The organism is Methylomonas sp. LWB, assembly GCF_001856095.1.
Classification (GTDB): Bacteria; Pseudomonadota; Gammaproteobacteria; order Methylococcales; family Methylomonadaceae; genus Methylomonas; species Methylomonas koyamae_A.
Map to the genome: position 1 here is coordinate 218,975 of NZ_MKMC01000056.1, position 12,271 is coordinate 231,245.

11 protein-coding genes are annotated in these 12,271 nt (G+C 56.7%); 8 read left to right on the forward strand and 3 right to left on the reverse strand.

Going from position 1 to position 12,271, the window contains the following annotated elements; all coding sequences use genetic code 11:
• The first annotated feature begins 7 nt into the window (after positions 1-7).
• Complete coding sequence (gene rsmI, locus BJL95_RS19135; RefSeq protein ID WP_071160231.1) at positions 8-865, forward strand: 16S rRNA (cytidine(1402)-2'-O)-methyltransferase; 858 nt, start codon at positions 8-10, stop codon at positions 863-865.
• Positions 866-881: 16 nt separating this feature from the next.
• Here rsmI and BJL95_RS19140 read toward each other — a convergent pair whose 3' ends face one another.
• Both BJL95_RS19140 and BJL95_RS19145 read right to left on the reverse strand, forming a co-directional pair.
• Positions 882-2,351, reverse strand: coding sequence for an oligosaccharide flippase family protein (locus BJL95_RS19140; protein ID WP_071160233.1), 1,470 nt, complete (start codon positions 2,349-2,351; stop codon positions 882-884).
• Between the two features lie 64 nt (positions 2,352-2,415).
• On the reverse strand, positions 2,416-2,979 hold the full coding sequence (locus tag BJL95_RS19145) for a TetR/AcrR family transcriptional regulator (protein WP_071160235.1): 564 nt from the start codon (positions 2,977-2,979) through the stop codon (positions 2,416-2,418).
• Between the two features lie 109 nt (positions 2,980-3,088).
• Here BJL95_RS19145 and BJL95_RS19150 point away from each other — a divergent pair, with 109 nt between their 5' ends.
• Complete coding sequence (locus BJL95_RS19150) at positions 3,089-3,736, forward strand: glutathione S-transferase family protein (RefSeq protein WP_071160238.1); 648 nt, start codon at positions 3,089-3,091, stop codon at positions 3,734-3,736.
• A gap of 22 nt (positions 3,737-3,758) precedes the next feature.
• Here BJL95_RS19150 and BJL95_RS19155 read toward each other — a convergent pair whose 3' ends face one another.
• Positions 3,759-4,775, reverse strand: a complete 1,017-nt coding sequence (locus BJL95_RS19155) for an asparaginase (protein ID WP_071160240.1) — start codon at positions 4,773-4,775, stop codon at positions 3,759-3,761.
• Positions 4,776-4,833: 58 nt separating this feature from the next.
• Between BJL95_RS19155 and BJL95_RS19160 the strand changes: the two genes are divergently transcribed.
• From BJL95_RS19160 to phoU, 6 genes are all read left to right on the forward strand, one after another.
• The gene (locus BJL95_RS19160; RefSeq protein WP_071160242.1) at positions 4,834-5,346 is read left to right on the forward strand and encodes a dihydrofolate reductase; all 513 of its coding nucleotides are present in this window, start codon (positions 4,834-4,836) and stop codon (positions 5,344-5,346) included.
• A gap of 130 nt (positions 5,347-5,476) precedes the next feature.
• Positions 5,477-6,463 (forward strand): PstS family phosphate ABC transporter substrate-binding protein, encoded by a 987-nt coding sequence (locus BJL95_RS19165; RefSeq protein WP_064025348.1) that lies wholly within the window; start codon positions 5,477-5,479, stop codon positions 6,461-6,463.
• Positions 6,464-6,678: 215 nt separating this feature from the next.
• Positions 6,679-8,955, forward strand: a complete 2,277-nt coding sequence (locus BJL95_RS19170; RefSeq protein ID WP_071160244.1) for an ABC transporter permease subunit — start codon at positions 6,679-6,681, stop codon at positions 8,953-8,955.
• Complete coding sequence (pstA, locus tag BJL95_RS19175; RefSeq protein ID WP_064025344.1) at positions 8,952-10,607, forward strand: phosphate ABC transporter permease PstA; 1,656 nt, start codon at positions 8,952-8,954, stop codon at positions 10,605-10,607. The genes BJL95_RS19170 and pstA overlap by 4 nt, the downstream gene beginning before the upstream one ends.
• Before the next feature lie 35 nt (positions 10,608-10,642).
• The gene (pstB, locus tag BJL95_RS19180; protein WP_064025385.1) at positions 10,643-11,476 is read left to right on the forward strand and encodes a phosphate ABC transporter ATP-binding protein PstB; all 834 of its coding nucleotides are present in this window, start codon (positions 10,643-10,645) and stop codon (positions 11,474-11,476) included.
• Positions 11,477-11,485: 9 nt separating this feature from the next.
• Positions 11,486-12,205 (forward strand): phosphate signaling complex protein PhoU, encoded by a 720-nt coding sequence (gene phoU / locus BJL95_RS19185; RefSeq protein ID WP_064025342.1) that lies wholly within the window; start codon positions 11,486-11,488, stop codon positions 12,203-12,205.
• Positions 12,206-12,271 lie beyond the last annotated feature (66 nt).

Genomic DNA, 12,271 nt, shown 5'->3' on the forward strand with positions numbered 1-12,271 from the left:
AGCGGAAATGTCCGGGAAATTATACGTGGTCGCCACGCCGATAGGGAATCTGGCCGATCTCAGCTTTCGAGCCGTCGAGGTTTTGAAGTGCGTCGATTTGATCGCCGCCGAGGATACCCGCCACGCCAAGCTGCTGATGCAGCACTACGGCATCGGCAAGCCGTTGCAATCGCTGCACCAGCACAACGAAGAGCATGCCTCGGCGGGCTTGATCGCCAAAATTCAAGACGGCCAGTCGGTGGCACTGGTCTCGGATGCCGGCACGCCGCTGATCAGCGATCCTGGCCTACCCTTGGTTCAACTGGCGCGACGCAAACACATCGATGTCGTGCCCATTCCGGGCGCTTGCGCGTTGATTGCCGCGCTCTCGGCCGCCGGCTTGCCGACCAGTCGCTTCAGTTTCGAAGGGTTTTTGCCGCGCACCTCGTCGGCCCGCAAAGGCTTTTTCGAAACCAAATTAAGCGATGCCTCGACCTGGGCCTTTTACGAGTCCAGCCATCGGATCGACGATGCGCTGGCCGATATGCTGACGGTGTTTCCGCCGGAACATCCCATCGTCGTGGCCAGGGAAATCACCAAATTGCACGAGACCATCGTCGGCGATCGCTTGGATAAGGTTGCCGAACGCGTCAGAACCGACGACAACATGCGCAAGGGCGAGTTTGTGGTCATTGTCGCCGGCTATCAAGCGCCGGAAACCGCCGGCGAAATCAGCGGCGAAGAGCGGCGGATTCTGGCCTTGTTGTTGAAGGAGTGCTCGACGAAAACCGCCGCCGCGTTGGCGGCGGACATCACCGGGCAGCGTAAAAAGTTGCTGTATCAAGCGGCGTTGGCGATGCAGGGCGGCGCCAACGCCGCCGATTAACCTACGTTGCCACGGCTCAGCTTCGACGGATTAGGGGTTTCAGATCGAAGGCCGCGACGACCGCCAGATAAATCGTCAAGCCCAGGCCGCCACTCAGCCAGGCGTTCCAATGGAATTCGCTTAGGGTCCAGCGATTGGCGACGTACAAGCCCAACCCTAGGATCAAGTAACTGAACATCCGCGCCAACGGATACGGAACCGGGTAATAGTGCCGTCCCAGCAGCCAGGAAGCCGCCGCCATGAAGGCATAGCAGGCCAGCGTGGCCCAGGCCGAGCCGACGTAGCCCCAAAGCGGTATCCAATAAAGATTCAAGACTATTGTCAACGCAGCACCGGCCAGCGATACCCAGGCACCGAGGCCGGTGCGGTCGCCGAGTTTGTACCAGACCGCCAAATTCACATATATACCTAGCAACAGATTCGCCATTAACAGGACGGGCACGACTTCTAGGCCGGCTCGATATTCCGCGCCGATAAAATACTGGAAGAAGTCGATAAACAGCGTCACCAACAAAAAGATAAATACCCCGGCGATGACGAAGTAGCGCATCACCAGCGCGTAAGCGCGCTTGGCGTCGGCGCGGCCGGCGTAGGCAAAAAAGAACGGCTCGCCGGCGTAGCGGAAGGCCTGCACGAATAGGCTCATCAGAATCGATAGTTTGTAACAGGCGCCGTAGATGCCCAGCAGTTTCAGGTTGGTGGTCAGATCGTAAGGCAGCAGGATTTTCAGGATGGCCCGGTCCAGCATTTCGTTGACCATGCCGGCGAAGCCGATCACCACCATCGGTAGCGAATAGCGCAGCATGGGGCCGAGCAGCGCCGGATTCAGGTTGACCGGTATCCGGCGGAATTGCGGCATCAACAGCAGCCATTTTGCCAGGCTGGCGATCAGGTTGGCGATGAAGATGTAGCCCACGCCCACGTTGGGGTCGTAAAAGCGTAACCATGCCGCGTCCGGCCAGCGTTGCGCCAGTTTCGGGCACAACAACAGGAAAAATAGATTCAGCGCGATGGTTATCGCGATTTCGCTCAATTTGATGCCGGCGAAACGCCAGGCGCGGTTTTCGGCGCGCAGGCGGGCGAACGGTAGCGCGGTGATGCCGTCCAGCGCCAAAATCGCGGCAAACCAGACCAGATACTCCGGATGATCCGGATAGCGCAGCCAATCTGCCAAGTCCTGGCGCCAGTAAGCGACGGCGGCGAGGAATCCGGTATTGGCCAAGGTCAGCAAACTAAGGGCGTTAGCATAAATCGCGTCGCTGGCGTAAGCGGGATTTTGCCGAAACCGAAAGTAACCGGTTTCCAGGCCCAACGCCAACACGACCGCGAAGAAGCCGGCGTAGGCGTAAAACTCGGAGACCACGCCGTATTCCGCGGCGCTGTAGGTGTAGGTGTAAAGCGGGACCAACAGATAATTCAAGAAGCGGCCGACAATGCTGCTGAGGCCGTAGATGGCGGTTTGGGAAACCAGTTGGCGGAGATTCACTTGATGAAACCGGGGAAACGAGGGCGGCGCTTATTGTAATCGTTGCAGGCGCGAGCGAAATGGCTCAATCGCGGGCCGATGCGATCAGGATTTCGGCGGCCTCGCGCGCCAAGCGCATGTGTTCGGTGCCGCGCCGCATTTGCTCGCCGACCATCGCGCCGGCGATCAACATCGCCAACTGTTTGGATAACGGCTCCGGATCTCGGACGCCGGCCCGAGCGGCTAAATCGGATAACAGCGCGCGAAAGCCTTCCGAAAATTCGGCGGCGGTTTGTTGAATCGGACTGCCGGAGTCGGCGAATTCGGCGGCGGCGTTGATAAACGGGCAGCCGCGAAACGCCGGGTTGGCCTGCAAATCCCCGAAAGCATCGAAAACCGCCAGCAGTTGTCGCCCCGGATCGGTACCGGCCTTGAACAAATATTCTTGGATGTAAGCCTGAAGTTTGGCCCGGCTCTTGCGCAAATGCGCCAACACCAGATCGTCTTTCGACGGATAATATTTGTACAAACTCATTTTGGTGGTGCCGGCCGCTTTGACGACGGCATCGACACCGGTGGTTTTTATGCCCTGGCTGTAAAACAGCTCCGAGGCGACATTCAGGATATGTTCTTGCAGATTGCGGGTCATGGCGGCGAGAGAAAAACGATGTTGCAACTATACCGACCGGTCTGTATTATTTCAATAGACTGACCGGTCTGTTTGGGTCGGTCGTTTTTCAACCAAGGGAGACAACAGCATGATTACTCTGTACGGTTTTGCGATCAGCAATTATTACAACAAGGTCAAATTCGCGCTTTTAGAGAAAAACCTGCCGTTCAATGAAGAATTGGTGCGGCCTAGTCAGGACGAAACGGTATTGAAGCGCTCACCGCTCGGCAAAATCCCGTTCATTAAGACCGCCGACGGTTATTTGTCGGAATCTCAAGCCATACTCGAGTATTTGGAAGACGCCTTCCCCGAGTATCCTCTGTATCCGGCCGATCCTTACCAACGCGCGAAATGCCGCGAATTCATTCAACATATCGAATTGAACGTCGAACTGATCGCTCGCCGCCTCTACGGCGAAGTGTTGTTCGGCACCGCCGTGTCCCAGGAGGTTAAGGACGAGGTAAAAACCAAGGTGGAAAACGGTTTGAAAGGTCTGAACCGCATCATGCCCCGGAGCCCTTACGCGCTGGGCGAGCACTTCACGTTGGCCGACGTGATCGCCTGGCCGCACTTGCAATTGGTGGGGTTCGTGACGCAGAAGATTTACGGCGTCGATTTAGTGGCGGAGCATTTGCCCGACGTTGCCGCTTACATCGCGCTGATCGAAAGTCGTCCGCATGCGCAAACGGTGTCGGCGGGACGAGCCGAAGCTCTGGCGAAGTTTTTCGCACGTTAATTGTCGGGAAGACGGGCTGGCCTTAACTCAGATGTTCCCAGGCGACGTCGGCGCTCAAAAACGCGGAGATGGCCTGGGGCGAGTCGAAATTGGCGAGCGCCAGTATGAGTTTGGCGTAAGCCGCTTCCAGCGATATATTCCAAATCATTTCGGCGCCGGCCGAAAGCAATGCGCGGGTCGAGGCGTAAGCGTCGTCCGAATACAGCGCCGGGGCCAGATACAGCGGAATGCCGCGCTGCCGGCACGTGGCGGCGAACTCGATAAGGGTGTATTCGGCGCCAGCCTCGGCCGATACGCAGGCGGTGCCGGAGTGGTACAGGTCGTGCAGCACTGCATCGCAGCCATCCAGACGGAAGTCGCGGTAATTCAAGCCGGGATAGGGGCGGATCACCAGCAATTTTTTCGAGAAGTCAGGTTTTAGCGCGTACGGGCTACGTGGCGACAGCGGATGATGGAATTCGAAACCGTCGAATGAATAGGTCGCGTAGGGCCGGGATTGAGCGCTGATGAAATCGCTACCTAGCGGCAGACAGGAGGCTAGGCGACTGGCCAGATGCAAGTGCATCGCACCGCCCGGATTGCGATACGCCGCAAACACGCCGGCCGTGCCGATGTCGCGGATATAAGAAACCGCGCAACTGAAATTATCCAGCCCGTTAGCCCGCGGATCGGCAAGCGGTTTATCGCTGGAGACCAGTACCAGCGGTATCGGCAAACGGTTGAAGTACAGCGCCAGCATCGCGGCGGAAAACGCCAGGGTGTCGGTGCCGTGGGTAACGATGATGCCGGCGAAACTCGCCAGATCCAGGGCTTCTATCGCGGAGACCATGGATCGCCAATGGCTGGGGTGTAGATTTTCCGATAGTATGCCAAACGGCTGCATACTGGAAAACGTCACGGTTTCGGCAATGTCCGGGTGGCTTTGCCGGTAGCGTTGCAACAACGCGAAGCCGGCGTCGGCCGAGGTGTCTATCGTGCCCGCCTCCGATTTGGAGCCTATCGTGCCGCCGGTAAATACCACCAGTATGTTTTTCTTCATGGGCTGATGTCTAGTATCATCTTCGGTTTGAACAAGGCTAGCCATCTTAACCCACTCCATGAAAATTTCACTGATCGTCGCGATGTCGTCCAATCGGGCGATCGGCTTGGACGGCCGTATGCCCTGGCATTTGTCGGCCGACTTGCGGCGCTTCAAACGCATCACGCTGGGCAAACCGGTTTTAATGGGGCGTAAAACCCATCAGGCGATCGGCCGGCCGCTGCCGGGTCGGGAAAATCTGGTGGTCAGCCGCGCGAGCGATTACCGGGCCGAGGGTTGTCTGGTCTTTACCGGCATCGACGCGGCGCTGGCGCATTGCCGGGACAATGACGAGGTATTCGTGATCGGCGGCGCCGAACTTTACCGGGCCTTGCTGGACCGGGCCGACTGCTTGTATTTGACCTGCATAGACCGGGATTTCGCCGGCGACACGTTTTTTCCGGAAATCGATGCCGAGGCTTGGCTTGAGGTCGAATCCGAGGAAGTCGACGACGACCCCGCCGTCGATTTCGGCTATCGGTTTTTGACTCTACGCCGCGCCGTAGCCGATAGCGCGGTTAGGCGCGAATGACGCCGGCGGCCGGCTAGGCCTACAATTCGCCGGCAATTGTCACAAAACTGTCATATTCGCTTCATACTATTGTCACGCTTGCTTGGCAAACTGTTTGCAAGTTTTAAAACAAACCTTTTCGAGATCATTTATGAAAAATACTTTCGCGCTGAAGTCACTGGCATTAGGATTCGGGTTCGTATCGGCAACGCTGACTGGAGTCGCGGCCGCCGCGCCTGCCACCTTAGATCCCGCTCTGCCCGAATACGCGCCGGCCAGCGGCGTCTCCGGTAACATTTCCAGTGTCGGCTCCGATACCCTAGCCAACCTGATGACACTGTGGGCGGAAGAATTCGGCAAGATTTACCCTAACGTCAATATTCAAATTCAAGCCGCCGGCTCGTCGACCGCGCCGCCGGCGTTGACCGAGGGAACCGCGAATCTAGGTCCTATGAGCCGGAAGATGAAAGACAACGAAATCGACGATTTCGAAAGCAAATACGGTTATAAACCAACCGCTATCCCGGTCGCGATCGATGCGTTGGCGGTATTCGTCAACAAGGACAACCCGATCAAGGGTTTGAGCATTCCGCAGGTCGACGCCATCATGTCGTCCACCCGAAAATGCGGCTATGCGAACGACATCGGCACCTGGGGACAAGCCGGCCTGACCGGCGGCTGGGCGAGCAAGCCGATCCAGTTATACGGCCGCAACTCGGTTTCCGGCACCTACGGCTTCTTCAAGGATGAAGCGCTGTGCAAGGGCGATTTCAAAAGTAACGTCAACGAACAACCCGGCTCGGCTTCGGTCGTGCAATCGGTGACCACGTCGAATAACGGCATCGGTTATTCCGGTATCGGCTATTCGACTTCCGGCGTAAAAGCCGTGCCGCTGGCCCGCAAGGACGGCGAAGCCTTCGTCGAAGCGTCTCCCGAAAACGCCACCTCCGGTGCTTATCCGTTGTCGCGCTTCCTATACATTTATGTCAACAAAAAACCCAACGAGCCGTTGGCGCCGTTGGAAAAAGAGTTCTTCAAGATGGTGCTGTCCAAAGCCGGTCAGCAAGTCGTGATTAAGGACGGCTATATTCCGCTGCCGGCCAAAGCGGTCGAAAAAGCCCTGTCCTTGGTACAGTAATCTAAGTTTCAGGGATGGACGATACATGGATTTCGTTGCAGGGATGCAACCAAGGAACGGCGACTTGCATCAATGCCTATTCCCCACTCCCCCTTTCTACGGGCGTTGATCTTGTATAATGCTCAAGCCGATAATCCCTAAAGGTTATCGGCTTTTTTGTTGGCGCCGCGTCGTTTCCGAGCGGCGCAACCCAAGTTAACTACACATGCCTTGTTATGACTGAAGTCCAATCGATTCCGGCGAAACCTACGTTGCTGCAGAGCGCCTCGAGCGAACGTCATCAGCGTTGGCGGCTGTTAAAAGACAAAATCGTCGCGCGCGGCGTGGTGGCGGGTGGTCTGAGCATCATCGTCGCCGTCGTCCTGATTTTCTTCTATTTGCTGTATGTGGTGTTTCCGTTGCTGTTGCCGGCGACACTGCAGCCGGCCGGCGGTTATCCGGTGCCGGAGTCGGCCTTGGGCAAGACTCGTTTCCTGGCCACCGAAGAGCAAAACGAATTGGCCGTGCGCTTTACCGATACCGGTAATGCGGTATTTTTTCGGGTCGCGGACGGACAGACAGTGAAAGCCCAGGCGTTGCTTGGCGCCGACGCCGCCAAGATTGCCAGTTTTAGCCACGGCAGCCCGGACAGCGGCGTCGTCGGCTACGGTCTGTCCGACGGTCGCGCGGTAATTATGAAGCACGAGTACAAATTAAGTTACCCCGACGGCAAGCGGGTGGTGACGCCGAATATCAGTTACCCGCTCGGCGAGCAGCCGTTGACGATAGACAACTCCGGTCAGTCCTTGCTGCAATTGACGGTCGCGATCGGCGATGAGCATAGCCTGCTGGTTGCCAAGACCGCCGATCATCGTTTGATTCTGGTTAGGCTCAGCAAGAAAGAGTCGATGTTCGACGACGAAGCCACGTTGGATAGAAGCGATGCAACGCTGGATGTACCGGGCGACGATGTCGAATTCATGTTGTTGGATAAGGAACAGCACAACCTTTATCTGCTCTCCAAACAGAGCCTGACGGTGGTCGATGTTGGCGAATCGTCGGCCTTGGCCGTCAAGCACAAAATGAACCTGGTCGATAACGGCCGGCAAATTACCGACGTCGAGTTTTTGAATGGCGAAAATTCGCTGCTGGTCGGCGATTCCAAGGGCGAATTGGCGCAGTGGTCGATGGTACGCAACGAGCAGAATTACGTTAGCTTGCAAAAATTGCGCAGTTTCAAGCTCGCCGACAGCCCCATCGTCAAAATCAATCCTGAGCAGCGCCGGCGCGGCATGCTGGTGGTCGATAACAGCGGTATGCTGGGCGTGTTTAATTCCACCGCCGAGCGCGAACTGATCAAACAGCCGGTAATGCCCGGCGCGCCGATGGCCATGTCGTTGTCGCCGAAAGCCGACCATGTGCTGGCCGAGGACGCCGACGGCAACCTCAAGGCCTGGAAGCTGACCAACGAACATCCGGAAATTTCGATGAAATCGTTGTGGCGGAAGATTTGGTACGAGAGCTATTCCAAGCCGGATTATATTTGGCAATCCTCGTCCGCCAGCAACGACTTCGAACCGAAAATGAGTTTGACGCCGCTGGTGTTCGGCACATTGAAGGCGTCGTTTTACGCGATGTTGGTCGGCATTCCGCTGGCCTTGTTCGGCGCGATTTACACCGGCTACTTCATGTCTTCGGGGATTCGTCAGTACGTCAAGCCGGGCATCGAAATCATGGGGGCGTTGCCGACCGTGATATTGGGTTTCCTGGCAGGTTTGTGGTTGGCGCCGTTCGTCGAAGCGAATCTGGCGGGAATCTTCGCACTACTGATGATCGTGCCGTTGGCGGTAATGCTGTTTGCCTACGCTTGGCAGTTCCTCCCAGAGCAAAAACGGCAAAAAATTCCGGACGGCTGGGACGCCATTATATTAATCCCGGTCGTGGTTTTTGCCGCGTGGCTGGCCTTTCAAGTCAGTCCCGGTATCGAAGCCTTATGCTTTAACGGTGATCTGCGTACCTGGATGCGCGAGGAATTCGGCATCGCTTACGATCAACGCAATACATTGGTTGTTGGTCTGGCGATGGGATTCGCGGTCATTCCTATGATTTTTTCGATCGCCGAGGATGCGATTTTCAGCGTTCCCAAGCACTTGACCACCGGATCGCTGGCCTTGGGAGCGACGCCCTGGCAAACCTTGACCAAGGTGGTGTTACTGACGGCCAGCCCCGGTATTTTTTCGGCGATCATGATCGGCTTCGGCCGGGCGGTCGGCGAGACGATGATCGTGTTGATGGCGACCGGCAACACGCCGGTGATGGACCTGAGTATTTTCCAGGGCCTGCGGACCTTGTCCGCGAATATCGCGGTGGAAATGCCCGAGTCGGAAGTCAACAGCACCCACTATCGGGTTTTGTTTTTGGCCGCGCTGGTCTTGTTCATGTTTACCTTCGTGGTCAACACCTTGGCTGAAATGATTCGGCAGAATCTGAGACAAAAATACAGTTCATTATGATGAAAGAATGGTTCAAAAGCGGCACGCCGTGGATTTGGTTTACCGCCGGCGCGGTCAGTATCAACCTGGTTCTGGTGATCGGTTTGCTATTGTTGATTGCGGTGCGCGGCCTGGGGCATTTTTGGCCGGCCGACATCGTCGAATATCACTACCGCGATCAGCAAGGCTTGGACAGCGTTATCGTCGGCGAGCAGGTCGCCACCGCATTGCTGCCGACCGCGCAAGCCAGGGCCGCCGGTCACGAAGTCTTGAACAATGCCGAATACTTGGAACAGCATCTGGTCAAGACCGGGAATCGGGATATATTAGGTAGCGATTTCCGTTGGATATTGCAGCAATACATTACCGGAATAGCGCATCCGGACGATCTGGCGTGCATCGAGCGCCGCGAGTGGGGTAATTTTTACGGCCGACTGGTCGCGGTCAAGGAGGACGGCAACGTCCTGGCGCAAGGCGGATCCGCTTGGTCGGTAGCCCAGCAAAAACTGAATGACGCGCTGGCCTTGCATGAACAGATCGACCGTTTGCAAAACAAGGACATCGGCGCGATTAATTACAATCTGGAGCGCCTGCGCTTGCGGCAACGCAAGCTGGAGTTGGAAGGTACCTGGAGCGCCGACACCGAGCGCGAATTCGCCGCCCAAAAGCAGGCCTATCAGGTGCAATATCAGCAAATTCAACAACAACTCGCACAGCTCAACCGGGAGATCAAACGCGTCAATCTGGTCGTCGCTGAAGCCGGCGGAAGAGAAGTCAATCTACCGTTGCATCGGGTCGTCAAACTGACGCGGCCCAATGCGATGAGCACCTTCGACAAATCGATCGAATACGTAGCGCGCTTTATCGACTTCATCAAGGAAGAGCCGCGCGAAGCCAACACCGAGGGCGGCATATTCCCGGCCATTTTCGGTACGGTGCTGATGGTTTTGCTGATGGCGGTGGTCGTGACGCCATTCGGCGTGATTGCGGCGGTTTATTTGCGCGAATATGCCAAGCAAGGTTTCATCACCCGGGTGATCCGCATCGCGGTGAACAATTTGGCCGGGGTGCCGTCCATTGTGTATGGCGTGTTCGGTTTGGGCTTTTTCGTTTATATCATCGGCGGCAATATCGACCGGCTGTTTTATCCGGAGGCGGCGCCCGCGCCGGTGTTCGGTACGCCGGGTCTGCTCTGGGCGGCATTGACCTTGGCGTTAATGACCCTGCCGGTGGTTATCGTCGCCACCGAGGAAGGTTTGTCGCGGATACCCAAATCCATCCGCGAAGGCAGTCTGGCGCTCGGCGCGACCAAGGCCGAAACCTTGTGGCGCACGGTGCTGCCGATGGCGAGCCCGGCCATCATGACCGGTTTGATCTTGGCCGTGGCTCGTGCCGCCGGCGAAGTGGCGCCGCTGATGCTGGTCGGTGTCGTCAAGCTGGCGCCGACCTTGCCGCTGGACGGCAATTTTCCCTATCTGCACTTGGACCGCAAGTTCATGCATTTGGGTTTCCATATCTACGACGTCGGTTTTCAAAGCCCCAACGTCGAGGCGGCCCGGCCGCTGGTATACGCGACATCGCTGCTGCTGGTGATGGTCATCGTCGGTCTGAACATGACCGCGATCGCGATACGCAATAACTTGCGGGAAAAATACCGCGCCCTCGAAAACTAACAGCCATCGATATCCCGATGTTCGGACCCGATAACATGACGACACTACAAAAACGCACTCACGGCATTGACATTAATGCGCTGAATCGAGAAGAGAAGCCCGATGCCGGCAAAATCGAAACCTGCATCAAAGTTGAAAATCTGGAATTGTTTTACGGCCAAAAACAAGCCTTGCACAGCATCAACATGGAAATGCCGCGCAAGAAGGTCACGGCCTATATCGGTCCCAGCGGTTGCGGCAAATCGACCCTGTTGCGTTGCATCAACCGGATGAACGATCTGGTTGACGGTGTCAGCATCCGCGGCAAAATATTGCTGGACGGCGACGACGTCTACGACAAATCGGTCAATGTCGCGGCCTTGCGGCGCCGGGTCGGCATGGTGTTTCAAAAACCCAACCCCTTTCCGAAGACCATTTACGAAAACGTCGCTTATGGCTTGCGCATCCAAGGCATCAACGACCGACGGGTTCTCGATGAAGTGGTCGAGAAATCGCTACGCGGCGCGGCGCTGTGGGACGAGGTAAAAAACCGCTTGAACGACAATGCCTTGGGCATGTCCGGCGGCCAACAGCAGCGCTTGGTGATCGCCAGAGCCATCGCGATCGAACCGGAGGTGATTCTGCTCGACGAACCCGCTTCGGCCTTGGACCCGATTTCGACCCTGAAAATCGAGGAACTGATCAACGAATTGAAGGAACAGTACACCATCGTCATAGTGACCCATAACATGCAACAGGCGGCGCGGGTATCGGACTACACCGCGTTCATGTACATGGGCGAACTGATCGAATTCGGTGAAACCAGCGAGTTGTTTACCAACCCGGCTAAGAAACAAACCGAAGATTACATTACCGGCAGGTACGGCTAGGAGGTAAACATGGATAACAGCAAAATCAAACAACACATCTCCCAGCAGTTCAACCAGGAAATGGAGGAGCTGCGTAACAAAGTGATGATGATGGGCGGGTTGGTGGAAGAGCAAGTCGATCTCGCCACCAAGGCCTTCATGAGTTACGACATGGAAAGCGCCGATCAGGTGGTGTTGCAGGATCATCAGGTCGATACGCTGGAAAAGGAAATCGACCACGAATGCACCGATATCATGGCGCGCCGCCAGCCCGCCGCCTACGATTTACGGATGCTGATCGCGACGATCAAGATCATTACCGACCTGGAGCGGATCGGCGACGAAGCTACCCGGATCGCGCGGATGGTGATGCGTCTGGAAGGCACCGACTACTACCAGGACAAATACTACGAAATCGAGCATTTGCTGAATCTGGTCAAGGGTATGCTGAACGGCGCGCTGGATGCCTACGCCCGCAACGACGTCGAGGAAGTCATCGCGATCACCGCGCAAGACGCCAAGGTCGACCGCGAATACAACAGCATCACCCGCCAGCTGATCACCCAGATGATGGAAGATCCGCGCAATATCACCCGCGCGTTGGATATGCTGTGGACCGCCCGCGCCCTGGAGCGGATCGGCGACCATTCTTGCAACGTCTGCGAACATGTGATTTACATGGTCAAGGGCAAGGATGTCCGCCATCTCAGCCGCGAGGAAATGGAACGCACCATCAATTCCGTGCGTTAGCACCGAGCTCGGCCGGAACCCGCGAGCCAGGGGGCCGGCCTTGTGCCCTTACGGTTACCGGTGAAG